Consider the following 24628-nt stretch of genomic DNA (forward strand, 5'->3'; position numbering starts at 1 on the left):
AGGCCGATCGCGGCTGACGGGCAATACGGCGTGTTCTTCGCTGCCCATCAGGTCGCCACCATCGACTTGACGGGCTCAAAAAGTGTCGGTGATGTCTCCGAACGGGTGTCGGCCATGTCCCCGGACTGAACATCAAGTCCGGCAATGACACCGTGGGGATGAAGCGCCCCGACAATACTATTGCCCTCACTCGAACAACGGCACCTGGGTCATCTGCGGCACCAGCACGAGGCCCCTGTCGGTGATGCGGATTTCGGGGATCACCGACAGCGGGATGAGGTTGAAGCCCATGTAGGGAATGGTGCAGCCAGCCGCGCGCCATTCGACCTTGAGCTGCTTCACTTCCTCCGCAACCTCCGTGATGCGCTTGTCCGAGAGAAGGCCGGCGATCGGCAGCGGCACCAGCGCTTTCACCGCGCCGTCGGCGACGACACAGACGCCGCCTTGACGCTCCTTGATCGCAGCCAGCGCCACCTGCATGTCGGCCTCGTTGGTGCCGGCGATGATGATGTTGTGGCTGTCGTGGCCGACGCTGGAGGCGACCGCGCCGCGCGTCAGGCCGAAATCCTTGAGCAGGCCATGGGCGACGTTACCCGCGGACTTGCCGTGCCGCTCCACCACCGTGACGAAGCACAGGCCATGGCGATCGAACAGCTCCTGCCAGTCGCGTGCCGGCGTGATCGCGACCTTGTCGTGCACCAGCGTGATGCCGGGCAGCGCGGTGCGGATGGCGTTGACGGTGCACGCGCCCGCCGGCAGCTCCGGCGTCAGGCGCACATGTTGCGGCAGCTTCACCGTGGCGTAGGCCGCCCTGGGGTACTGGTAGCGCTGCGACAGCGCGGCATCGAGCAGCGGCGTGATTTTGCCGTCGTCGACCACGAGTTCGCCGCCATACCAGGTCGAGCGCGGCTTGAGGTCGTCGCCCATCAGCACGAGGTCGGCGCGGCGGCCGCCACCGAGACCGCCGACCTCGTTCTCGGCATTGAAGCGCGTCGCGCCATGCAGCGAGCCCATCGCCCACGCCTGCTCCGGCGACATCCCCGCCTTCACCGCCTCGCGCACCACCCAGTCGAGGCCGAACTGCAGGAGGTCGTCGGCGTCGCGATCGTCGGTGCACACGGCGACGCGCTTGTGGGAGGCGCCGAGCTCGGTGATGGTGCGGATCGCCTGCGGCAGGCTGTGCCATGGCGTGGTCGGCGGCCCGCCGCGCAGGAACAGCCAGACGCCGGCTTCCAGCAAATCGTCGGCGATGTCGCGGTCGATCGCTTCATGGGTGTCGGTGACGCCGCTCGCGGCGTAGGCCGCGACGAACTCGCGGCCGTAGACATGGCCCGACACCGGCCGCCCCCGCGACAGCGCCGCGGCAAGGATGGCATGGCTGCGCTCATCCCCCATGGCGACCGGCACGAAATCCATCTTCTCGCCGAGCGCCACCGCCTCGGGCCAGCGGTCGAACAGGCCGGCGATCTTGTCGGCAGTGAGGTCGCCGCCCGCGGTCTCCAGCGCCGCCGAGGTCGCCGGCACGGTGCTCGGCACCGTCAGGAAGATCGACAGCGGCGCCTGCCTTGCATCTTCGAGCATGGCTTCGACACCGGCGACATCCATGACATTGCCGATCTCATGGCTGTCACAGAAGATCGTGGTGGTGCCGTTGAGCAGCGCCGCCTCGGCATAGGCGCAGGCCGTGACCATGGATGATTCGATGTGGAGATGCGGGTCGACGAGGCCCGGCGCGATGATGCCGCCAGCGACATCGCGGACCGTCGCGCCGCCGCCATTCGCCTTGTGCGCGCCGGCCGGCTTGACCGCGGCGATGCGCCCGCCGCTGATCCAGACCTCGCGGCCCTCGAAGATGCGCTCCGAATAGGTCGACAGCACCCGCGCGCCGGTGATGACAAGGTCGGGAACCGCCCGCCCGGACGCCACGTCGGCAAGGCGTCGGGTCATGGTGTGCAGCGGCTGGACGGAGAAACGGGTCAGCCTGGTCATGGAGACACCTCGCTCGTCGGAACGCTTCGGGGATCGGAACTCCGGCGACAGCATTCAATCATCGCACGGGCGGAACAAGCACAAAATTTGGCGCCGATGTGCCCCGATCGGCGGCGGCCGCCCGCGCCCGGACGCGCCGGCGACATCACGCCGCCTCGCGCATTCGTGACCGCCATCATCATGACATGGACCATGACATGGCCCGCCCCATCACCTACAGAGACCGCTCGCGCCACCCGCCTCCGCAGTTCCCACCGCCGACATGACACCTGCCACCTACGCGCCGCTGCTGCGCAAGATCCACTGGGCCACCGCCGTCCTGTTCATCGCCGCGATGCTGATCGGGCTGTATTGCGGGCTGCAGGAGGCGGGCACATCGCCGCGCCGCGAGTTGCTGGAGCTGCACAAGTCGCTGGGCGTCACGCTGTTCGCGCTCGCCATCCTGCGCGTCATCGTGCGGCTGTCGACCCCGGCGCCGGCGGAGCCGGCATCGTTCGGCCCGCTGGTGCGCCTCGCCGCCCGGCTCAACCATGCCGCGCTCTATGTCATCCTGTTCGCCATGCCCGTCACCGGCTACATGTTCTCCTCCGCCGGCGGCTACTCGCTGAAATACTTCTGGACGTTCAGCTGGCCGCGCCTGTTCGCCGGCAACAAGGCGATCGCCGAGGCCGGCGAGATCGCCCATGGCCTGCTCGCCTACATCGTCTATGCCGTGGTCGCGGTGCATATCGCCGCGACGCTGTGGCACGCGCTGGTCAAGCGCGACGAGACGCTGGCGCGGATGTGGCCGACGCAGCCGGACGCATAGACGCCGGACCGCCGCTGCAGCGCGTCAGTGCTTGAACGGAAACGGCTCGGCGCTGTCGCCGGCGAGCAGCAGTGCGGCACCTGGGTCAATGTCCAGGCGGCGCCGGTCGGCGTGGGATCGAGCACCCACACCATGTCGAAACGGTCCGGCCAGTCCGGCACCTTCAGCGCCGCGTCGATCAGCTTGACCATCACCGGAATGGCATGGTGCTCCCATGACACCAGCACGACGCCGGTCGTCTTCAGGATCGCCGCCACCGCCTGCTGCGTCTGGTCGAAGGTCCAGTCGGTGTCGAAGGTCACCTTGCCGCTGGCTTCCAGCAGCTTGACCAGCGGCTTGACAGTCTCTTCCGGCCGCCGGCTGCCGGCCTTGACCTTGTCGTCGCCGGCCGCCGTGTCGTCCTTGTTGTCGTCCTTATCCTTATCCTTGTCCTTGGCCTTGCAGGCGAACACCGTGGTCGGCTGCGAGATCAGCGTGTAGGGCGGCACCGGCGCCGGACCGCCGGGGCGCGGACAGAAGAACCGCGCCAGCGCTCCGGCGCGCTCCCAGCCGCGCACGATCAGGCTGTCCTTGTCTTCCCTGCCTTTCGCGGTGACGCCGACGGCATCGCCGCCCTTCTCCGGCTTCTCGCCATGACGGATGAACATGATGCGGCTGGGGGCCATGGTCTTCTCCTCGCGTTCGGCGGCGCGCGGCCGCGCGATGCCGCGCTTGCGTCGGGATCAGGACAGGCGGCGCCGGATCAACACGGCGCCCGGAATTCAGGCAATCGGCTTGAGATCGAAACAGAAACGACAGCAACAGATGAAGACGACAAACGGATGAAAGGCCTTCGGACCGCCCGGGCGGCAACAGCCGCCCGACGACGACCACGCGTCGAAACGTAGCGGATTTCGCAGACGTTGGGTACGGCGCGGCGACATCACGAGGCGCGCCGAGCGAGACCCGGATGTCCCTGCGCTCATCCAGGCGACGGCAATCGCGACCGCCGTAGCCGTTCATCCTTCGCAGATCGCTTGCGCGCGCCTCTGGAGGACGGATCGGAGCCGGTTCGCGACGCCGCCGGAACGGCGCGTCAGGTGATCAACCGTCCCTGCTCCACCGGAATGACGCCGCCGAGCGCCGCGCTGAGCTCCTGAGCGACGTCGCGCACGATCTTGCCGAGCAGCGGCAGCCGCTCGGTCGGCACCCGCGCGGTGGTGCCGGACACGGAGATGGCGGCGAACGGCTCGCTGCGGTCATCATAGACCACCGCGGAGACGCAGCGCAGGCCGATCACCGCTTCCTCATCGTCGATGGAATAGCCCTGCTCGCGGATGGTCTGCAGCATGCGGCTGAGGTCGCTGGCGCGGACGATCGATTTCGCCGTGAGCTTGGGCATGCCCTGGCGGCGGATCACCGCATGGACGTCGTCCTCGGAATAGGTGGAGAGCACCGCCTTGCCGAGCCCGGAGGCGACCATCGGCGCACGGCCGCCGACCTTGGTCACCGAGCGCATGATCTCGCGGCTCTCGACACGGTTGACGATGACGATGGCGCCGTCGTCGACGACAGCGAGATTGGCGGTTTCCTTGGTGAGGTCGCGCAGCTTGCGAAGAAACGGCAGCGCCTGGGCGGCGAAGCTGCGGCGGCGCAGGAAGGTGGTGCCAACGGAGAAGCACTTGGCGCCGATATGCCAGGTCGACTCGCTGCGATCGAACTGCACGAAGCGGCGCTTTTCCAGCGTGGTCAGCAGACGGTGCACGGTGGACGGCGACAGCCCGCTGCGCACTGCGAGATCGGTGAGGCGGTAGCCTTCATCATCCTCGGCCAGCGTCTCGATCAGCAGCAGCGCACGGTCGACCGACTGCACCCCGCCGTCGCGCGGCTCGGCGTCCGGCTCGGGCGCGACATCGCGCGCCACGCGGGCGTCGGCCGGCTTGCGCTCCGGCCTGCCCACTGGCCTGATTTTCGGTCCATTCTTCTTCATTGCCACCTGCCTCCCGTTGCCAGATGTGAAGGTCGCACTGAATTTTATTGTTATCGGTCGCAGGGCCCTTGGTCCCCTCTCCTCATGGTGAGGAGGCGCGTCAGCGCCGTCTCGAACCATGAGGCCACAGGCCTCGGCCTCATCCTTCGAGACGCAGGCTGCGCCTGTTCCTCAGGATGAGAGGCCTGGCAGAACGCGCCTCCTCACCATGAGGCGTGGAAGCCTCGGTTACGACGCATCAGACTACGCCAGGTCCAACCGCAAGACCTGCCGCCGTTTCGCGAAGACTTTCCAAAAAAGCCGGAGGATGCCGCCCGGGGATCGATGTGGATCCGGAGGCGGCATCCATGATGCAGTGCGGTAGCGGCCGCAACGCGCGGCCGCGCCGCGATCAGAGCAGGCCCGCGCCGCGCGCCCACTTGTACTTGGCGCCGAGCACCTCGACCGGCAGTTCCGTCGAGTAGGCATAGGCCGGGATGCCATTCTGGTAGAGATATTCCGCCGCTTCCTCGACCTCGACGTCGCCGGCGAGCGAGGCGACCATCGGCTTGACGAAGCCCTTGGCCTCCATCTCCTTCTTCACCTCGACCATGTTGCGGGCAAACACCATCGGCGGGGTGACGATGGTGTGCCAGTAGCCGAGGATCAGCGCGTGGATGCGCTCGTCCGACAGGCCGAGCTTGACGGTGTTGACATAAGTGATCGGCGGTTCGCCGCCGGTGATGTCCACCGGGTTGCCGGCGGCGCCGAACGGCGGGATGAACTTGCGGAACGCGGCATCGAGATCCGGCGGCATCGCCATCAGCGACAGGCCGTTGTCGACCACCGCGTCGGACAGCAGCACGCCCGAGCCGCCGGCGCCGGTGATGATCAGCACGTTCTCGCCCTTCGGCGTCGGCAATACCGGCACGCCGCGCGCGAACTCGAGGAGCTGGCGCAGCGAGCGGGCGCGGATGACGCCGGACTGCCTGAGCACGTCCTCGTAGATCTTGTCGTTGCCGGCGAGCGCGCCGGTGTGCGACGAGGCGGCCTTCGCACCAGCAGAGGTGCGGCCGGCTTTCAGCACCACCACCGGCTTCTTCTTGGAGACGCGCTTGGCGGCCTCCGCGAAGGCGCGGCCGTCCTTGAGGTCCTCGCAGTGCTGCGCGATCAGGTTGGTGTTGGGGTCCTGCTCGAAGAACGCCAAGAGATCGTCCTCGTCGATATCGGACTTGTTGCCGAGGCCGACGATCGCCGAGACGCCCATCTTGGCCGAGCGCGAGAAGCCGATGATCGCCATGCCGATGCCGCCGGACTGCGACGACAGCGCGGCGTGGCCCTTGACGTCATAGGCGGTGCAGAACGTGGCGCAGAGGTTGGCCGGCGTGTAGTAGAAGCCGTAGATGTTCGGCCCCATCAGGCGGATGTCGTACTTCTTGCCGACCTCGACGATCTCGGCCTGCAGCTCCGGCGCGCCGGCCTCCGCAAAGCCCGACGGGATCAGCACGGCGCCCGGGATCTTCTTCTCGCCGCACTCGGTCAGCGCCGCGGCGACGAACTTGGCGGGAATGGCGAACACCGCGGTGTCGATGACGCCGGGCACGTCCTTGACGCTCTTGTAGGCCTTGTAGCCGAGAATCTCGTCGGCCTTGGGATGGATCGGATAGATCTCGCCCTTGTAGCCGCCATTGATCAGGTTCTTCATCACCGAATTGCCGATCTTGCCGGCTTCGGCGGACGCACCGATCACCGCCACGGCCTTCGGCATCATGATGCGGTTCATCGCCGCGACGATCTCCTCGGTGGAGCGCGGCGCCGGACGCGGCTTGTAGTCGAAGTCGACGACGATGCGCACGTCGGCGGCGATCGCGTCCTTTTTGGTGGCGAACACCGGGTTGAGGTCGAGCTCGACGATCTCCTGGAAGTCACTGACGAGTTGCGACACCTTGACAATGACGTCGGCGAGCGCCTCGCGGTTGACGGGATCGCCGCCGCGTACGCCCTTGAGCATCTCATGGGCCTGGATGCCGTCGAGCATCGACAGCGCGTCCGCATGGCTCGCCGGCGCGAGGCGGAAGGTGACGTCCTTGAGCACCTCGACCAGCACGCCGCCGAGGCCGAAGGCCACGAGCTTGCCGAACGAGCCATCGGTGATCGATCCGACAATCACCTCGGTGCCGCCGGCCAGCATCTGCTGCACCTGCACGCCCTCGATCCTGGCGTCGGCCTTATAGTTCTTCGCATTGGCGAGGATGGTGTCGTAGGCCTTCTCGGCATCCGCCGCGGTCTTGACGCCGACGATGACGCCGCCGGCCTCGGTCTTGTGCAGGATGTCGGGGGAGACGATCTTCATCACCACCGGAAAGCCCATGCCGGCGGCGATCTTCGCAGCATCGGCGGCCGAGGCGGCAAGACCCTCCTGCGGCACGGGAATGCCGTAGGCGTCGCAGACCAGCTTGCCTTCGGGCGCGGTCAGGCTGGTGCGGCCATCGGCCTTCACCCTGTCCAGCACCTTGCGAACGGATTGTTTGGCGTCGTCTGCGTGATCGATCTTGCGCGCTGCGTCCTGAGCCATGTGGCGTCCTCCTGTGGCGTCCGTTTTGCGGTGCCTGGGACGCGCGAGCCGCGGACGGCCTCTCCCCCGCGCGATCGACGACACATCCGCACGGACGGGAGCACGTCCCGCCGGCGAACCGCCCAGGCGAACCGGTTTCGATCACGGACACCGCTGCGCCGCTGCCGGCCAATCCCCGCGGCAGCAGCGGCATCCGCTATGTCTGGCATTTGGCATACCAAGAACAAGCTTTGTCAAGAGCAATTGCGGCTTGACTTCGCTGACAATCGAGGCAAGTTGACATTGTGGCATCTGGCATGCCAAGAACATAAGATGCAAGGACGTGGTATCCTTCCCTCAGACCTGACAGGGGGAATGATTCACATGAGTGACGAGAAGAGCAGCAGCAGGGGTCAGCCGACCGTGGCAGTGGACGCCGATATCCCGATCATGCGCATCGCGCCTGAGACGAGCTTCAAGACCAAGGCCTACGACGCCTTGAAGGAAGCGATTCTCAAGATGGATATCTACGCCACCCCGGAGCCGGTGATGCTCGACGAGCGCGCCCTCTCCGAACGGCTCGGCGTCAGCCGCACGCCGATCCGCGAAGCCATCGCCATGCTGGAGCAGGATGGCTTCGTGAAGACGGTGCCGCGCCGCGGCATCGTCGTGGTGCGCAAGAGCAAGACCGAAGTGGTCGACATGATCCGCGCCTGGGCGGCGCTGGAGAGCATGGCGGCGCGCCTCATCACCACCACCGCGCGCAAGAAGGACATCTCGGCGCTGCGCAACTTCTTCAAGGACTTCGGCAGGGATCGCCTGCCGCAGGACAACATCGAGGAATACTCCCGGGCCAACATCCTGTTTCACCAGGCGCTGATTGCGCTCAGTGAATCCCAGGTGCTGGTCGACATGACCAACGACATCCTGCTGCATGTGCGCGGCCATCGCCAGCTCACCATCGGCCGGCAGGAGCGCATCGCCAACTCGCTGCCCGAGCACATGGCGATCATCGCCGCGCTCGAGGAGCGCGACACCGAGCTCGCCGAAAAGCTGGCGCGCGACCACACCTTGGGCCTTGCGTCCTATGTGGAAGCGCACGGCGACGAGATCTTCAGTTAAGCCACCAACCACAAAGACGTACAGGGATCAGGGAGACGCCGTGATGTTGAACACCGTTGCCAAGGATGAGGCCCCGGCAGCCGAGCAGGAACTGACCGACGGCTTTCATCTCATCATCGACGCGCTCAAGCTCAACGGTGTCGACACCATCTACGGCGTCCCCGGCATTCCGATCACCGACTTCGGCCGCATGGCGCAGGGCACAGGCATCCGCGTCATCTCGTTCCGCCACGAGCAGAACGCCGGCAACGCCGCGGCGATCGCCGGCTACCTCACCAAGAAACCCGGCATCTGCCTGACGGTGTCGGCGCCCGGCTTCCTCAACGGCCTCACCGCGCTCGCCAACGCCACCACCAACTGCTTCCCGATGATCCTGATCTCGGGCTCGTCGGAGCGCGAGATCGTCGACCTGCAGCAGGGCGACTATGAGGAGATGGACCAGCTCGCGATCGCCAAACCACTGTGCAAGGCCGCGTTCCGCGTGCTGCATGCCGCCGACATCGGCATCGGCGTCGCCCGCGCCATCCGCGCAGCGGTGTCCGGCCGCCCCGGCGGCGTCTATCTCGACCTGCCGGCCAAACTGTTCTCGCAGACCATGGAGGCGAGCGCCGGCGCCAAGTCGCTGGTCAAGGTGATCGACGCCGCGCCGGCGCAGATCCCCGCCCCCGACGCCGTCAAGCGCGCGCTCGACGTGCTCAAGTCGGCGAAACGCCCGCTGATCATCCTCGGCAAGGGCGCGGCCTATGCCCAGGCCGACGACGCCATCCGCACCTTCGTCGAAAAGAGCGGCATTCCCTTCCTGCCGATGAGCATGGCCAAGGGCCTCCTGCCCGACACCCATCCGCAGTGCGCCGGCGCGGCGCGCTCCACGGTGCTCAAGGAGTCCGACGTCGTCATGCTGATCGGCGCGCGGCTCAACTGGCTGCTGTCGCACGGCAAGGGCAAGAGCTGGGGCAAGCCGGGCTCGCAGAAGTTCATCCAGGTCGACATCGAGCCCAAGGAGATGGACAGCAACATCGAGATCGCGGCCCCGCTGGTCGGCGACATCGGCTCCTGCGTCTCCGCGCTGCTCGCCGGCATGGGCGACAGCTGGCCGACGGCCCCCGCCGACTGGACCGGCGCGGTCAAGACCAAGAAGGACGACAACATCGCCAAGATGGCGCCGAAGCTGATGAGCAACGCGGTGCCGATGGACTATCACGGCGCGCTCGGCGCGCTGCGCACCATCATCAGGGAGCGGCCGGACGCCATCCTGGTCAACGAGGGCGCCAATACGCTCGACCTCGCCCGCGGCGTCATCGACATGTACCAGCCGCGCAAGCGCCTCGACGTCGGCACCTGGGGCGTGATGGGCATCGGCATGGGCTTCGCCATCGCCGCCGCCATCGAGACCGGCAAGCCGGTGCTGGCCGTGGAAGGCGACAGTGCGTTCGGCTTCTCCGGCATGGAGGTCGAGACCATCTGCCGCTACAACCTGCCGGTCTGCGTGGTCGTCTTCAATAACAACGGCATCTACCGCGGCACCGACGTCAACCCGAGCGGCGGCGCCGATGTCGCCACCACCGTGTTCGTCAAGGACGCGCGCTACGACAAGATGATGGAGGCGTTCGGCGGCATCGGCGTCAATGCCACCACGCCCGACGAGCTCAAGCGCGCGGTCAACGCCGCGATGGACTCCGGCAAGCCGACCCTGATCAACGCGGTGATCGACCCGACCGCCGGCAGCGAGAGCGGCCGTATCGGCAACCTCAACCCGCAGAGCGTGCTCAGCAAGAAGAAGAAGTAGGAGGCACGGCGCGAGCCAAATCTTCTGCGTCACCACCGGGCTCGTCCCGGTGACCCACGTCTTCGGAGCGTTGCCGCAAAGACAGACGTGGATGGCCGGGACAAGCCCGGCCATGACGAACACTCCCTTGTCGTTCTCAGAGAATCAAAGCCAATCCAGGAGGTAGTTCAACCATGACCCAGGCGCTGAAGGGCGTTCGCATTCTCGATTTCACCCACGTCCAGTCGGGCCCGACCTGCACGCAGCTTTTGGCATGGTTCGGCGCCGACGTGATCAAGGTGGAGCGTCCCGGCGTGGGCGACATCACCCGCGGCCAGCTGCGCGATGTGCCGAATGTCGACAGCCTGTACTTCACCATGCTCAACCACAACAAGCGCTCGATCACGCTCGACACCAAGAACCCCAAGGGCAAGGAGGTTCTCACCGCGCTGATGAAGAGCTGCGACGTGCTGGTGGAGAACTTCGGCCCCGGCGTGCTCGACCGCATGGGCTTTCCCTGGGAGACCATCCAGCAGATCAACCCCAAGCTGATCGTCGCCTCGATCAAGGGCTTCGGCCCGGGGCCGTACGAGGACTGCAAGGTCTATGAGAACGTCGCGCAGTGCACCGGCGGCGCCGCCTCGACCACCGGCTTCCGTGACGGCCCGCCGCTGGTCACCGGCGCGCAGATCGGCGACAGCGGCACCGGATTGCATCTCGCGCTCGGCATCGTCACCGCGCTGTACCAGCGCACGGTGACCGGCAAGGGCCAGAAGGTGACGGCGGCGATGCAGGACGGCGTGCTCAACCTGTCGCGCGTCAAGCTGCGCGACCAGCAGCGCCTCGCCCACGGCCCGCTCACCGAGTACAGCCAGTATGGCGAAGGCGTTGCGTTCGGCGAGGCCGTGCCGCGCGCCGGCAACGACTCCGGTGGCGGCCAGCCCGGCCGCATCCTCAAGTGCAAGGGCTGGGAGACCGACCCCAACGCCTACATCTACTTCATCACCCAGGCGCCGGTGTGGGAGAAGATCTGCGACGTCATCGGCGAGCCGGAGTGGAAGACCCATCCCGACTATGCCAAGCCGGCGGCCCGCCTGCCGCGCCTCAACGAGATCTTCGGCCGCATCGAGCAGTGGACGATGACCAAGACCAAGTTCGAGGCGATGGAGATCCTCAACAGGGACGACATCCCCTGCGGCCCGATCCTGTCGATGAAGGAGCTCGCCGAGGACCAGTCGCTGCGCAAGACCGGCACCGTGGTCGAGGTCGAGCATCCGACGCGCGGCAAGTATCTGTCGGTCGGCAACCCGATCAAGCTGTCGGACTCGCCGACGGCCGTAACGCGCTCGCCGCTGCTCGGCGAGCACACCGACGAGATCCTGAAAGAGGTGCTCGGCTTCTCCGATCACCAGGTCGCCGAAACTCACAAGTCCGGCGCGCTCGACCCGCCGCAGAAGGCCGCGGCCGAATAAGCCGCAGACGATCGCCAAACAGCATGACGCCGCCGGACTCTTCCGGCGGCGTTGTTGCTCCAATGACCGCGGCATCACGCGGAACATGGGTCAGCATTGCATTCTTGACGCCCGCGCCAGAAGTGCTTTGCTGATCCTCGCGCTCCTGAGGGGAGCATTGATCGGCGTCGCCACAGCGCCGATCCGCTCAACGAACGTCGGAGGTGCTGGATGACGCCACCGGGTCCTACCGGCGCAGAGATCGCGGACGCAGTCATTCGGGCGTCCGCGTAGCGGCATCCACGAATCGCACGCCGGGAGCGGCCGACGGGGCCGCATCAGTGAGGCAAGGCCCACCTTGGTCCCCTCCCGGCGCGAATACGATACGGCATGCGGGACATCTTCCTTGGCGCACGCCGCTTGCATTTCCCCTTCTTCAGCGAACTTCCCCCGCCAGCACACGATCCGGCGATGACGCGAGCGCTGCGGCGACGGCCGTGGCACGACGTTGCCAGGCCGTGACGCAAGGGCGGCTGATCCTTCGGGATCGGTCGAAGCATCGGCCTCCTGCCGCGCGCTAAAGCGCGCGTCGACATGTGGAGGATGCGATGCTGACACCAACGATGATCCTGGAGGACATCTCCTTTTCCGGCGGCGTGCCCAGGACGGACGCGATCGAGCGCACCATGACGCTGGCGGGCACCCCCGCCGGCGCCGACACGGCCTGGGAGCCGATGCTGCTGGTGCGTGCGCAGGCGAGCGCGGCGACCGACCCGCACCGCCCCGTGCTCTATGTCCACGGCATGTCGTTCCCGTCCGCCAGCTCGATCATGTTTCCCTTCGACGGCGGGTCGTGGGCCGACCAGTTGAACCAGTCCGGCTTCCTGGCATGCGCATTTGATTTCGCCGGCTTTGGCGGATCAGAGCGTTATCCCGAGATGATCGGAACGGCGCCGCCTGCGGGCGAGCCGCTCGGTGCCGCCGACGACGCCGCACGGCAGATCCACCGCGTGGTGCGCGCCATTCTCGCTCACACCGGCGTTGCCAGGCTCTCGATCATTGCCCACTCGTGGGGGACCATCGCGGCCGGTCTGTTTGCCACGCGCTATCCGGAGCTGGTCGACCGGCTGGTGTTCTTCGGCCCCATCACCCAGCGCCGGCAACTCGCCGGCGTGCCGGAGCTCGGCGCGTGGCGCCTGCTGACCGTCGCCGAGCAGCACGCGCGATTTGTCGAGGATGTTCCGCCCGGCTGCCCGCCGTTGCTGCTGGAGCGCGACTTTCCCGCCTGGGCGACACGCTACCTGAGCTCCGATCCGACCAGCGGGACGCGCAGCCCGCCGTCGGTCAAGACACCGAACGGCCCCCTTGCCGATGTCATGCGGGCGTGGAGCGGTTCGCTGGCCTATGATCCCGGAAAGATCCGGGCGCCGGTCGCCATCATCCGCGGCGCGTGGGACAGCCTGTGCACCAGCGACGATGCCGCATGGCTGATGGCGGCGCTGACGTCAGCGCCCGACAAGCGCGACATCACGATCGCCAGGGCAACCCATCTCATGCATCTGGAAGAGAGCCGCCACGACCTCTATCGCGCCACCAGCGACTTTCTCAGCGAAAGGGAGCAGCCATGATCGCCGTGATTTTCGAAGTCTGGCCGGCGGCCGGCCGCAGGGACGATTACATGGCGCATGCCGCGCGGCTGCGCGACGATCTCGAGCACATCGACGGCTTCATCTCCGTCGAACGCTTCCAGAGCCTGACCGATCCCGACAAGCTGCTGTCGCTGTCGATGTGGCGCGACGAGGCGGCGGTCGCGGCCTGGCGCAACCAGCCGAGACACCGCGCCACCCAGGCCGCGGGCCGCGGCGGCATCTTTCGCGATTATCGGCTGCGCGTCGCCGGCGTGATCCGCGACTACGGCCTCACCGATCGCCGCGAGCAGGCGCCCGACGACAGCCGCGCCGCGCATCCGCCGCGCTGACCCTGCAGCACGGCGATCGCATGGGCGAACAGCCCGGCCGCGTGGGCCGGTCAGGACTCTTCGGTGGAGGATTGTGCGCCGGCGGGCCCTTCGGCCGTGCGCCGGCCTTCGGACGCTTCCAGGATGCGGGTCAGCGCCTGCTCGCGCTCGCGACGCTCGTCGTCGTCGCGCAGCTCGCGTTCCTGCTTCTCGAATTGATCGAGCGCCCCGCGAACCTCATCCATAAAGTTCCCACGTGCCGAAGGCGTACGCGAGCGGCGTTCAGTCATGCAGCATGTCCCTGTGTTGCAAAACCGTCATGAAAACCAATTCGGGCAAATGTGGGGGAGACCGCCCGCTATGTCGACCATTCCCGGGCGGTTTTCAGGCACACGCACCATCAATGCTGTTTTCGTTCCATCCAAAGTGAAGCAAAGAGAATATATCGACTGTTTTTCCGATTAAGTTTGGAAGATCATTTTTCATCGAATGGCAGGCAACGCGGACGCGCCGCCGGAGCAGACCACCGGTCACAGTCGACATTCCTCTTGACGAGACAGACCTGTCTTTCTATATCGACATCATGAGCACCTCAGCCCTCTCCCCTGATCCCCGCACCCGCATCCTCGAGACCGCGGAAGCGCTGTTCTATCGCCATGGCATTCGCAGCATCGGCGTCGATCGCCTGATCGCCGAGAGCGGCGTCGCCAAGGCGACGTTCTACCGGCACTTTCCCTCCAAGGACGACCTCGCGCTCGCCTTCATCCGGGAGCGCGACGCCTCCTGGCGTGCCTGGCTTGCCGCCACCGTGGCGCGGCTTGCCGCCGAGCCGCAGGCGCGGCCGCTGGCGATCTTCGACGCGATCCGCGAACGCTTCGAGGATCCGGAGTTTCGCGGCTGCGCGTTCTCCAACTCGATCGCCGAGGTCGCGCAGGGCGACAGCGCCGTGCACCAGGCCGCCGCCGAGCACAAGCGCGCGGTCACCGCGATGATCGCGGCCTACCTGCGCGACGCCGGCGTCGCCAGCGCGGACCTGCGCGATGAGCTGGCGCGCGCGCTGATGCTGCTGCTCGACGGCGCCATCGCCACCGCCGTGCGCGAACAGAGCCCGGCCGCCGCGGGCGACGCCCAACGCATCGCCGCGACACTGCTCGCCGCCCGCCTGTCCTGACTTTTCACCACCGAAAGGATCTGACCATGTCCCCCCGTTTCGCCATGCTCGACGCCACCACCGCCGACAGCGCCGTCCAGCCGCTGCTCGCGGCGACCCAGAAGCAGTTGGGACGCCTGCCCAACCTCTACAAGGCGATGGCCAACGGCCCGGCCGCGCTCGCCGGCTATCTCGACTTCCGCGCCGCGCTGGTCGGCCCGTCGGCGGTGCTCGACACCAAGATGCGTGAGCGCATCGCGCTGCTGGTCGCCGAACTCAACGGCTGCGAATACTGCGTCTCCGCCCACAGCTTCCGCGGCGGCAAGATCGGCCTGTCGGCGGACGAGCTGGCGCGCACCCGCCGTGCCCACTCGGAGGATGCCGCGGTCGATGCGGCGCTCGCGTTCGTGCGCGATGTCGTCGAGCAGCGCGGCGACGTCAGCGACGAACGCCTCGCCGCGGTGCGCGCCGCCGGCTGGAGCGATGCGGCGCTCGCCGAGATGGTCGCCCATGTCGCGCTCAACCAGCTCTCCAACCTGTTCAACCACGTGGCACGGCCGGAGCTCGATTTCCCGCGCGTGCCGGTGGGAGCGCCGCACGGCGACGCCGCCGCATGAGCACGCCGGTGCGCCTTCAGGAGCGCGCCCTGCCGGCGATCACGGCCGCCGGAGGCGCGCTCGCGACCCTCGGGGCCTGGCAGATCGGCGCGCTTGCCGGTTTTCCGGCCCTGCCGGCCCCGGTCGCGGCCGCCGCGCTGGTGGTGCTCGCCGCCCCTCACGCCCCGGCCGCCCGGCCGCGCGCGGTGGTGCTCGCCCATCTCGTCTGCCTGATCGCGGGCGGCGTCGGCGCGCAGTTGCCGCTCGACGCCAGCCTTGCCATCGCGCTGGCGGTGGCGAGTGCTGCCGTCACCATGCTGATGGCGCGCGCGGTGCACGCGCCGGCGATCGCCCACACGGTGATCATGATCGTCGCGGTCGCGCCGGGGATTGCGACACTGCGCTATGCGGCGGCGACCTTCGCCGCCGTCGGCGTCGTGCTGGCCCTGCGCGCCGCGCTGCTGCGGATGGTGCCCGCGCCCTGAGCGATCAGGCCGGCGCGGCCGCGAACGACAGCGTGTGCGCCACCTCCGGCGGCACGCCGCCCGCCAGCACCTGACGATACGCCGCCTCGATCGCGCCCTTGCCGACGCCATGACTGACGCGCAGCCAGCGGTCGGTATCGGTGACGAATGCGCCCCACGCCTGCGCAAGCCGCGTGCGCAGCTGGTCGGCGCCCCATTCGGTGCGGCGACGGACGATGTGGTCGGGCGTGAAGAACCATTGCGGCGCGGGGCCCGGCAGCGCGTCCTGCGCCGCCGCGCTGTCCCAGTGGGTGGCGCCGACGCGGATGCTCTCAGCGATCGTATCGCCGAGATGGCGATGCACGGCGGCGAGCACCTGCTGATCGCCGGCGATATCGATGACCACCGCCTTCGCGTCCGCAGGCAGTGTCGCGATGGCATCATAGGTCACGACGTCGTCGTAGCAGCCGGCGCGGGCGACGAAGGCGGCATTGCCCGGCGACGTCAATCCGACGAGGCGGACGCCATCCGGCTTGTCCTGCGCCAGCAGGAAGGCGAGCCCCATCGCCGTCTTGCTCGAGGCGCTGGAGATGATGATCTGCCGCGCGCCGAAGCAGGCGCTGTCCTGCAGATGCGCGGCGAGAAAGAACGACAGGGCGAACAGCGGCCGCAGCACCAGGTGCTGGTCGGCGCGGGCGGGATCATAGCCGCGGTCGTGATCGAGCCTGGCATATTCGTTGTAGGTCTGCGGCAACACGGCACGGTGCGGCTGGGCGTCGATAAAGCCGGCGCTGCGCACGCGGTCCGGCGTCACCACAAGGTGGCTCGCCATCGGAAAATAGCCGTACACCCGCTCGCCCTCTACCAGCGACGCATGGCGCGAGCGCACGACCTCGCCGATGCCCCACACCGGGATCTGGCCCCACGGCTCCTCCGTCGGGAAGAAGCGCCAGTACCGGATCTGGCTGTCACCGCCGAACTTGGCGTAGGTGATGTTGTTGGCGGTGAGCGCGAAACGCAGCTGCCGCAGCTCCGCCTCCCCGTCCGCAAGGTCGGCCGGGCGCGCGGTGTCGCGCCAGCACCAGTCCGCGAGGTGATCGCGCTTCACCAGGAAGGCCGAGCCGTGGTCGCGCGGTGATCGCGTGACAGCATCGGACACAGGTGCACGGACGTCGGACATGGCGGACCTCTTTCGGCTGGCGCAGCGCTCGGCCACCGCACATCCTGCTCCGGACTGCTCCGGATCACGCGGCGAGCTTGAGCCAGCCTAGGTGGACGCCTATCATTCCTCAAATGAATTGATTGAATGGCCGGCCATCAGCTCCATGCATCTGTCCCGGATCGACCTCAACCTGTTCCTGGTGTTCGACGCCATCTACAGCGAGGGCGGCGTCACCGCCGCGGCGCGGCGGCTCAACCTGACCCAGCCAGCGATCAGCCACGCCCTGGCGCGGCTGCGCGATCAGCTCGGCGATCCGCTGTTCACGCGCCAGGGCCGCAGCCTCGCGCCGACACCGGCAGCGCGGCGCATGATCGGCCCGGTGCGGCTGGCGATCCAGGGCCTGCGCGGCACCCTCGCCGGCGCCGGCAGCTTCCAGCCGGCGACCGCGCGGCACAGCTTCACCCTCGGCATGCGCGACCTGCTGGAAACCTGGCTGCTGCCGGAGCTCGCCACACGGCTGCACGCAGCGGCACCGCAGATCGATCTCGCGGTGGTCAAGGTCAGCCGGCGCGAGCTCGAGATGGAGCTTGCCGCAGGCACCATCGATGCTGCTGTCGACGTGCTGCTGCCGCTGTCGCGCGCGGTGCAGCGGACGCGGCTCGCCGACGAGCCGCTCCGTGTGCTCGCGCGTCGCGGCCATCCGCGCATCGGCAAGCAGCTGACGCTGAAGCGCTACCTCACCGAGGACCATGTCATGGTCTCGGCCCGCCGCCGCGGCCTCGCGCTGGAAGACCTCGAGCTCGCCCGCGACGGCCACCAGCGTAATGTCCGCCTGCGCTGCCAGCACTACTTCGCCGCGGCACGCGTGGTCGCCGACACCGACCTGCTCTGCACGCTGACGGCTCCCGTGGCGCGCATCCTCGGCGAAGCACTGCCGCTGCAGGTGCTGCGCTTTCCGCTCACGACGCAGCGCTTCGACCTGTTCCTGTACTGGCACGGCCAGGCCGAGGCCGATCCCGCCAACCGCTGGCTGCGCCAGACGGTATTGGAGGCCGCCCGGGCGGCGGCCGGTGCCCGCCCCTGATCGCCCACCTCAGGCTCCGGCGGACGTGGTTCGCCTCCTCCACCCATCACTTACCGCATCGCAACAGATGGATGCTGCCATGCAGAAACGAGGGTTGATGTGGCATCTGGTATACATTAATTCATTCCCATGACGCCGGGCACCCCGGCCACACCAACACACGGGAATACCGCGATGTCCAACACCACCTCACTCGGCAGCCTGCCGTCGCAGAGCCTGTTCGGGCGCCTCAAGACCCTGATCGAGACCGCGCTGGACCGCGTCGCCCTGATCGCCGCGCGCAACGGCGACGTGCCCCCCTTCGGCCTCTGAGGCCACCGATTAGCGTCGACGCCGCAATGGCTTGACGTTGATCTGCGGGCCGCTTGGCGGCTCATTCTTTCCTCCCGAGACGGCCCTCTCCTCCCTGGGCAGTCTCGCGACCTGGGCCCCGGATTTCCGGGGCCTTTTTCTTGTGTCGCCGGCCATCCGCACAGCGGCGGAAATCGCCTCTTGCATATTGGTATATGGCATACCAATATGCGGTCGACGCGCGGCCATGCCGTGGGTTATTCGGCCCTGATTGTTCTGATTTTCTTCCCTGACTTCAAAAGCCCCGATGTTTCGGGGCTTTTTTTCTGCACGCGCACACGAAGGCCGGCGGTAACCGGCACCCGCTGAGGCCCCGGCTGCCGACGCCCCCGCGGACACGATCGGTCAAAACCTGCTTGCAAATTGGAATATAGTATACCAGTCTTCGCGCGGCAGCGCCGGCTTCAAAGCCATAATCAAACGCGCACCGGAGGAAACATGACTGTCAACCAGCAATCGGCACCTGTGCCCGTTGAAGGCGGCGCTTTCCGCTGGCTTCAACTTGCGATGGGCATCGTGTGCATGGCGATGATCGCCAACCTGCAATACGGATGGACGCTGTTCGTCGACCCCATCGACGCCAAGTTTCACTGGGGCCGCGCCGCCATCCAGTTCGCCTTCACGATCTTCGTCGTCACCGAGACCTGGCTGGTGCCGGTGGAAGCCTGGTTCGTCGACCGCTATGGCCCGCGCGTCGTCATCATGTTCGGCGCGGTGATGATCACGCTCGCCTGGGTGCTCAACTCCTTCGCGAGCTCGCTGCCGATGCTGTACGTCGCCGCCGTGGTCGCCGGCATCGGCGCCGGCTCGGTGTACGGCACCTGTGTCGGCAACGCGCTGAAGTGGTTTCCCGACCGCCGCGGCCTCGCCGCGGGCGCGACCGCCGCGGGCTTCGGCGCCGGCGCGGCGCTCACCGTGGTGCCGATCGCCTCGATGATCGCCAGCAGCGGCTATCAGCAGGCGTTCCTCACCTTCGGCATCGGCCAGGGCCTCATCGTGTTCGTGATCGCGCTGTTCCTGCGGCCGCCGTCGCAGGCAGTGCCGGTGCGCAAGAAGAAGCTCAACCTGCCGCAGACCAAGGTCGACTTCATGCCGTCGCAGGTGCTGCGCAAGCCGGTGTTCTGGCTGCTCTATATCGTGTTCGTGATGGTCGCCTCCGGCGGCCTGATGACCGCGGCGCAGATCGCCCCGATCGCCCACGACTACAAGATCGCCTCCGTGCCGGTCAGCCTGCTCGGCTTCCAGATGGCGGCGCTGACCTTCGCGATCTCGCTCGACCGCATCTTCGACGGCTTCGGCCGGCCGTTCTTCGGCTGGGTGTCGGACAACATCGGCCGCGAGAACACCATGTTCATCGCGTTCGGAACGGCAGCGGTGATGCTGCTGACGCTCGCGACCTACGGCCAGAACCCGGTGGTGTTCGTGCTGGCGACGGCGGTGTACTTCGCGGTGTTCGGCGAGATCTACAGCCTGTTCCCGGCGACCTGCGGCGACACGTTCGGATCGAAATTCGCCACCACCAACGCCGGCATGCTCTACACCGCCAAGGGCACGGCATCGCTGCTGGTGCCGCTCGCCAGCGTCGCGGCGGCGACCTGGGGCTGGCAGTCGGTGTTCGTGATCGCGGTGGCGCTCAACGCCACCGCGGCGCTGCTCGCGGTGTTCGTGATCAAACCGGTGCGCGCCGCCTTCATCAACGGCCACCAGGATGCCAGCGCCACCGAGAGCGGCGTGCAGAAGGCGAAGATCGCTTAAAGACGATCGTCGTCGCGGCGCGATCTCCTGATCCCGCCGCCCCTTGCGACAGGCGCGCACCGAAAGGTGCGCGCCTTTTTTGTCGGGGCGAACAGCGCGCTGACGCGTGCGACGGAATGAACCGATCTTCGCGAAGCCGCACGACGCGGCCTGCCTTGATCGGGTCATGAGCGGAACGGGACATGCGCCGGCAGCAGAGTCCGATGCGATGCGCAGCTCTTCTCCCGCCGCCGCACCGATCCCCGCCGCGCGGCTTGACAGCCGCGCCATCTTGCGTTCTGGTATACAAAATACATAATGCCAATTGTCGCTCTGGACGCGCCGCGGGCGCGCGCCGGCGCGGCCAACAGCGGCGGAGGGAGCGAACGCATGAACATTCACGAGTACCAGGGCAAGGCGATTCTGAAGGAGTTCGGCGCGCCGGTATCGCCGGGCGTCGCGGCCTTCACCGCCGACGAAGCGATCGCCGCGGCGCGCACGCTGCCCGGCCCGGTCTATGTGGTGAAGTCGCAGATCCATGCCGGCGGCCGCGGCAAGGGCGCGTTCAAGGAGTTGCCCGCCGGCGCGAAGGGCGGCGTCCGCATCGCGCGCTCGGTGGCCGAGGTCGGCGCGTTCGCAAGCGAGATGCTCCACCACACGCTGGTGACGGTGCAGACCGGGCCGCAGGGCAAGCAGGTCAACCGTCTCTACATCGAAGACGGCTCGGAGATCGCGAAAGAGTTCTACCTGTCGATGCTGGTCGACCGCGCCACCTCGCGCGTCGCTTTCGTGGTCTCGACCGAGGGCGGCATGGACATCGAGGAGGTCGCGCACACGACGCCCGCGAAGATCGTGACCTTCTCGGTCGATCCCGCGACCGGCGTGATGGCGCATCACGGCCGCAAGGTCGCGACCGCCCTCGGCCTCACCGACGATCTTGCGAAGCAGGCCGAGCGGCTGACGCTGCAGCTCTATGCCGCCTTCGTCGCCAAGGACATGGCGATGCTCGAGATCAATCCGCTGGTGCTGACGAAACAGGGCGAGCTGCGCTGCCTCGACGCCAAGGTCAGCTTCGATTCCAATGCGCTCTACCGCCATCCCGACGTGCTGCGGCTGCGTGACCTCTCCGAGGAGGACGACAAGGAGATCGAGGCGTCGAAATACGATCTCAATTACATCGCCCTCGATGGCGAGATCGGCTGCATGGTCAACGGCGCTGGCCTTGCCATGGCGACCATGGACATCATCAAGCTCTATGGCGGCACGCCGGCGAACTTCCTCGACGTCGGTGGCGGCGCCACCAGGGACAAGGTCGCCGCCGCCTTCAAGATCATCACCGCCGATCCCAACGTGCGCGGCATTCTGGTCAATATCTTTGGCGGCATCATGCGCTGCGACGTCATCGCCGAGGGCGTGGTCGCCGCGGTGCGTGAGGTCGGACTTAAAGTTCCGCTGGTGGTGCGGCTCGAAGGCACCAATGTCGAACGCGGCAAGACGATCATCGCCGAGTCCCGTCTCAACGTCGTCTCCGCCGACGATCTCGACGACGCGGCGCAAAAGATCGTTCGCGCCGTGCGCAAGGAGGCCGCGTAAATGTCGATCCTGATCGATGCCGACACCAAAGTGATCTGCCAGGGCTTCACCGGCAAGAACGGCACCTTCCACTCCGAGCAGGCGATGCTCTACGGGACGAAGATGGTCGGCGGCACTTCGCCGGGCAAGGGCGGCTCCACGCATCTCGGCCTGCCGGTGTTCGACACCGTGGCGCAGGCGCGCGAGGCGACCGGCGCCGACGCCAGCGTGATCTATGTGCCGCCGCCGGGCGCGGCGGATGCGATCTGCGAGGCGATCGACGCGGAGGTGCCGCTGATCGTGTGTATCACCGAAGGCATTCCGGTGAAGGACATGGTGCGCGTCAAGCGCGCGCTCGACGGCTCGGCCTCGCGCCTCGTCGGGCCGAACTGTCCGGGCCTGATGACCGCCGGCGAATGCAAGATCGGCATCATGCCCGGCAGCATCTTCAAAAGAGGCAGCGTCGGCGTGGTGTCGCGCTCGGGCACGCTGACCTATGAGGCGGTGTTCCAGACCTCGCAGGTCGGCCTCGGGCAGACCTCCGCGGTCGGCATCGGCGGCGATCCGGTGAAGGGCACCGAGTTCATCGACGTGCTGGAGATGTTCCTCGCCGATCCCCGGACGGAGTCGATCGTGATGATCGGCGAGATCGGCGGCGCGGCGGAAGAGGACGCCGCACAGTTCATCAAGGACGAGGCGAAGCGCGGCCGCAGCAAGCCGATGGTCGGCTTCATCGCCGGCCGCACCGCGCCGCCCGGCCGCCGCATGGGCCATGCCGGCGCCATCGTCTCCGGCGGCAAGGGCGATGCGGAATCCAAGATCGCGGCGATGGAGGACGCAGGCATCCGCGTCTCGCCCTCGCCGGCGCGGCTCGGCGCCACGCTGCTCGAATTGTTGAAACACTAGTGCGACGCTCGCCCCCCACGTCTGCCGCCGCAATGCCCGCGCTCCCCCCGGCGCGGGCATTCGCGTTGCGACGAGGCGTTGAGACGCGCGTGTGAGAACTCAACGTTGTCTCTCAGCACCTCTCCTCGTCCTGAGGAGCCCGCGCAGCGGGCGTCTCGAAGGACGAGGCCACGTGACGAAGCCACCGCGTGCACGCGATGCCTCGGCCTCATGGTGCGAGACGCGCGGCGGTGCGGCGCTCCTCACCATGAGGAAAGGCGCTACGCCATGGCACGCTGCGCTCCCACCCAAAACGTCAGCCTTCCTGCCCCTTCCCCTTTTGACAAAATGACAACCCCACGCCGCCTGAACCACGTTGACTTCTGGCATAATGTATACCAATACTCATCCCCGTCGGACTGAACCGGCCGGCTCCATGGCCAGCCCACGCGAGGGAGGTTGAAATGAAAGTCGGTGACATCCTGCGCACCCGGAAGGGCACCCGCATCGCGACGGTGCGCATGAACGAGACGGTGGCGACCGCCGCCGAGCTGCTGCGGGCCAACAACGTCGGCGCGCTGGTGGTGAAGGACGTTTGCCGCACCGAAGGCAATGTTGCGGTCGGCATGTTCTCCGAGCGCGACGTGGCGCGCGCGGTGGCCGAGCACGGCCCGGCGGGCCTGACCATGAAAGTCGCGGCGCTGATCTCGGTGCAGCAGCTGGTGTCCTGCAGCTCCACCGACACGCTGGAGCATGTCCGCGGCCTGATGCGCGACCATCACATCCGCCACCTGCCGGTGATCGACGAGCACAGCCTGATCGGCGTCATCAGCATCCGCGATCTCGAGCTGATGGGCGACGCGGCGTTCGTGCCCGCCGCCACCCTGACGCCGGCGGCGGTGGCCGCCTCCGCGCCGCAGCTGTAACGGCGGCGCGGCCGACCTGTGAGCCCCGGACCACCTCCGGGGCTCAACCAACAGCCGCGGCATGGCTCATTGCAACACCCACAGGATTTCGAGGCGTTAGGACACCCCATGAAGATTTGCATCTACGGCGCGGGCGCGATCGGCGGCTATCTCGGCGTCAGGCTCGCGGAAGCCGGCGCCGAGGTCAGCCTGGTGGCGCGCGGCGCCCATCTCGCCGCCATGCGCGAGAGCGGCCTCAAGCTGCTGACCGGTGACGAGACGCACGTCGTCCATCCGCGCTGTACCGACACCGCCGCCGAGCTCGGCGTGCAGGACTATGTCATCATCTGCCTCAAGGCCCATTCGATCACCGGCACGCTGGACGCGATGAAGCCGCTGATCGGCGACCACACCCGCGTCGTCACCGCGGTGAACGGCATCCCCTACTGGTACTTCTACAAGCACGGCAACGAATTCCAGAACGTCACGCTGGAGAGCATCGATCCCGGCGGACGGCAGTGGAAGGAACTGGGGCCGCAGCGCGCGATCGGCTGCATCGTCTATCCCGCGACCGAGCTCGAGGCGCCCGGCGTCATCCGCCATGTCTATGGCGACCGCTTCCCGATCGGCGAGCCGTCCGGCGAAATCTCCGCCGATGTCACCAGGCTGTCGGAGATGTTCGCCAGGGCCGGCCTGCAGGCCCCGGTGCTCGACCGCATCCGTGACGAGATCTGGCTCAAGCTATGGGGCAATGTCTGCTTCAATCCGATCAGCGCGCTGACCCACGCCACCCTCGACGTCATCGCCTCCGATCCCGGCACCCGCGCGGTGGCGAAAGCGATGATGCTGGAGGCGCAGGCCATCGCCGAGCGCTTCGGCGTCAAATTCCGCGTCGATGTCGAGCGCCGCATCGAGGGCGCGCGCAAGGTCGGTGCCCACAAGACCTCGATGCTGCAGGACCTCGAGCGCGGCCGTCCGATGGAGATCGATCCCCTCGTCACCGTGGTCCAGGAAATGGGCCGGCTGACGCAGATCCCGACACCGGCGATCGACACCGTGCTGGCGCTGACGGCGCAGCGCGCGAAGGTCGCAGGATTGTATTGAGGCCAGTCCGTGAGGGGTGCAATGCCC

The 24628-nt window shown here is 67.4% G+C and carries 22 protein-coding genes and 1 pseudogene; 17 read left to right on the forward strand and 6 right to left on the reverse strand.

The window, feature by feature from the left end; translation table 11 throughout:
* Window positions 1-129, forward strand: a pseudogene (locus tag AB4Z37_RS18720) (IS481 family transposase); the annotation flags it as partial.
* A gap of 57 nt (window positions 130-186) precedes the next feature.
* Here AB4Z37_RS18720 and AB4Z37_RS18725 read toward each other — a convergent pair.
* The gene (locus AB4Z37_RS18725) at window positions 187-1989 is read right to left on the reverse strand and encodes an adenine deaminase (RefSeq protein ID WP_441518247.1); all 1803 of its coding nucleotides are present in this window, start codon (window positions 1987-1989) and stop codon (window positions 187-189) included.
* Between the two features lie 262 nt (window positions 1990-2251).
* On the opposite strand from AB4Z37_RS18725, the gene AB4Z37_RS18730 reads away from it, so the two are divergent.
* The gene (locus AB4Z37_RS18730; RefSeq protein WP_441518248.1) at window positions 2252-2797 is read left to right on the forward strand and encodes a cytochrome b; all 546 of its coding nucleotides are present in this window, start codon (window positions 2252-2254) and stop codon (window positions 2795-2797) included.
* On the opposite strand, the gene AB4Z37_RS18735 is transcribed toward AB4Z37_RS18730, so the two are convergent.
* From AB4Z37_RS18735 to AB4Z37_RS18745, 3 genes are all read right to left on the reverse strand, one after another.
* Entirely contained in the window at window positions 2695-3462 is a 768-nt protein-coding gene (locus AB4Z37_RS18735; RefSeq protein ID WP_441518249.1) for a hypothetical protein, read from the reverse strand. The genes AB4Z37_RS18730 and AB4Z37_RS18735 overlap by 103 nt on opposite strands.
* Window positions 3463-3872: 410 nt before the next feature.
* Window positions 3873-4766 carry an IclR family transcriptional regulator gene (locus AB4Z37_RS18740; protein WP_441518250.1) on the reverse strand — a complete coding sequence of 298 codons (894 nt, stop codon included), beginning with the start codon at window positions 4764-4766 and terminating at the stop codon, window positions 3873-3875.
* A 391-nt stretch (window positions 4767-5157) separates the two neighbouring features.
* Window positions 5158-7320, reverse strand: a complete 2163-nt coding sequence (locus AB4Z37_RS18745; protein WP_441518251.1) for an acetate--CoA ligase family protein — start codon at window positions 7318-7320, stop codon at window positions 5158-5160.
* A 363-nt stretch (window positions 7321-7683) separates the two neighbouring features.
* Between AB4Z37_RS18745 and AB4Z37_RS18750 the strand changes: the two genes are divergently transcribed.
* The 5 genes from AB4Z37_RS18750 to AB4Z37_RS18770 all read left to right on the forward strand — a co-directional run bounded on the left by AB4Z37_RS18750 (window position 7684) and on the right by AB4Z37_RS18770 (window position 13615).
* The gene (locus AB4Z37_RS18750; RefSeq protein ID WP_441518252.1) at window positions 7684-8421 is read left to right on the forward strand and encodes a GntR family transcriptional regulator; all 738 of its coding nucleotides are present in this window, start codon (window positions 7684-7686) and stop codon (window positions 8419-8421) included.
* 43 nt (window positions 8422-8464) lie between these two features.
* Window positions 8465-10207: an oxalyl-CoA decarboxylase gene (oxc, locus tag AB4Z37_RS18755; RefSeq protein WP_441518253.1), complete on the forward strand. Its 1743-nt coding sequence runs from the start codon at window positions 8465-8467 to the stop codon at window positions 10205-10207.
* 173 nt (window positions 10208-10380) lie between these two features.
* On the forward strand, window positions 10381-11658 hold the full coding sequence (frc, locus tag AB4Z37_RS18760; RefSeq protein WP_441518254.1) for a formyl-CoA transferase: 1278 nt from the start codon (window positions 10381-10383) through the stop codon (window positions 11656-11658).
* Window positions 11659-12245: 587 nt separating this feature from the next.
* Entirely contained in the window at window positions 12246-13265 is a 1020-nt protein-coding gene (locus AB4Z37_RS18765) for an alpha/beta hydrolase (protein WP_441518255.1), read from the forward strand.
* Entirely contained in the window at window positions 13262-13615 is a 354-nt protein-coding gene (locus AB4Z37_RS18770; RefSeq protein ID WP_441518256.1) for an antibiotic biosynthesis monooxygenase family protein, read from the forward strand. Before AB4Z37_RS18765 ends, AB4Z37_RS18770 begins: the two co-directional genes overlap by 4 nt.
* A gap of 50 nt (window positions 13616-13665) precedes the next feature.
* Here AB4Z37_RS18770 and AB4Z37_RS18775 read toward each other — a convergent pair whose 3' ends face one another.
* Window positions 13666-13884, reverse strand: a complete 219-nt coding sequence (locus tag AB4Z37_RS18775) for a hypothetical protein (protein ID WP_441518257.1) — start codon at window positions 13882-13884, stop codon at window positions 13666-13668.
* Between the two features lie 293 nt (window positions 13885-14177).
* Here AB4Z37_RS18775 and AB4Z37_RS18780 point away from each other — a divergent pair, with 293 nt between their 5' ends.
* Genes AB4Z37_RS18780 through AB4Z37_RS18790 form a run of 3 tightly spaced genes read left to right on the forward strand, consistent with a single transcriptional unit; the run spans window position 14178 to window position 15825 of the window.
* Complete coding sequence (locus AB4Z37_RS18780) at window positions 14178-14765, forward strand: TetR/AcrR family transcriptional regulator (RefSeq protein ID WP_441518258.1); 588 nt, start codon at window positions 14178-14180, stop codon at window positions 14763-14765.
* A 26-nt stretch (window positions 14766-14791) separates the two neighbouring features.
* A complete protein-coding gene (locus tag AB4Z37_RS18785) occupies window positions 14792-15361 on the forward strand; it encodes a carboxymuconolactone decarboxylase family protein (protein WP_441518259.1) in 570 nt (189 codons plus the stop codon).
* Window positions 15358-15825 carry an HPP family protein gene (locus AB4Z37_RS18790; protein WP_441518260.1) on the forward strand — a complete coding sequence of 156 codons (468 nt, stop codon included), beginning with the start codon at window positions 15358-15360 and terminating at the stop codon, window positions 15823-15825. The genes AB4Z37_RS18785 and AB4Z37_RS18790 overlap by 4 nt, the downstream gene beginning before the upstream one ends.
* Before the next feature lie 4 nt (window positions 15826-15829).
* On the opposite strand, the gene AB4Z37_RS18795 is transcribed toward AB4Z37_RS18790, so the two are convergent.
* Window positions 15830-16984 (reverse strand): DUF2855 family protein, encoded by a 1155-nt coding sequence (locus AB4Z37_RS18795; protein ID WP_441518261.1) that lies wholly within the window; start codon window positions 16982-16984, stop codon window positions 15830-15832.
* A gap of 145 nt (window positions 16985-17129) precedes the next feature.
* Between AB4Z37_RS18795 and AB4Z37_RS18800 the strand changes: the two genes are divergently transcribed.
* From AB4Z37_RS18800 to AB4Z37_RS18830, 7 genes are all read left to right on the forward strand, one after another.
* On the forward strand, window positions 17130-18050 hold the full coding sequence (locus AB4Z37_RS18800) for a LysR family transcriptional regulator (protein ID WP_441518262.1): 921 nt from the start codon (window positions 17130-17132) through the stop codon (window positions 18048-18050).
* A 174-nt stretch (window positions 18051-18224) separates the two neighbouring features.
* A complete protein-coding gene (locus AB4Z37_RS18805) occupies window positions 18225-18362 on the forward strand; it encodes a hypothetical protein (RefSeq protein WP_441518263.1) in 138 nt (45 codons plus the stop codon).
* A gap of 477 nt (window positions 18363-18839) precedes the next feature.
* Entirely contained in the window at window positions 18840-20156 is a 1317-nt protein-coding gene (gene oxlT / locus AB4Z37_RS18810; RefSeq protein WP_441518264.1) for an oxalate/formate MFS antiporter, read from the forward strand.
* A gap of 369 nt (window positions 20157-20525) precedes the next feature.
* Window positions 20526-21728, forward strand: a complete 1203-nt coding sequence (sucC, locus tag AB4Z37_RS18815; RefSeq protein WP_441518265.1) for an ADP-forming succinate--CoA ligase subunit beta — start codon at window positions 20526-20528, stop codon at window positions 21726-21728.
* Window positions 21729-22613: a succinate--CoA ligase subunit alpha gene (gene sucD, locus AB4Z37_RS18820; protein WP_441518266.1), complete on the forward strand. Its 885-nt coding sequence runs from the start codon at window positions 21729-21731 to the stop codon at window positions 22611-22613.
* Between the two features lie 443 nt (window positions 22614-23056).
* Window positions 23057-23518, forward strand: a complete 462-nt coding sequence (locus AB4Z37_RS18825) for a CBS domain-containing protein (protein ID WP_441518267.1) — start codon at window positions 23057-23059, stop codon at window positions 23516-23518.
* A 108-nt stretch (window positions 23519-23626) separates the two neighbouring features.
* The gene (locus tag AB4Z37_RS18830) at window positions 23627-24601 is read left to right on the forward strand and encodes a 2-dehydropantoate 2-reductase (protein WP_441518268.1); all 975 of its coding nucleotides are present in this window, start codon (window positions 23627-23629) and stop codon (window positions 24599-24601) included.
* Window positions 24602-24628: the final 27 nt, after the last annotated feature.

The sequence above is a fragment of the Bradyrhizobium sp. 2TAF24 genome (assembly GCF_052115025.1).
Taxonomy (GTDB): domain Bacteria; phylum Pseudomonadota; class Alphaproteobacteria; order Rhizobiales; family Xanthobacteraceae; genus Bradyrhizobium_A.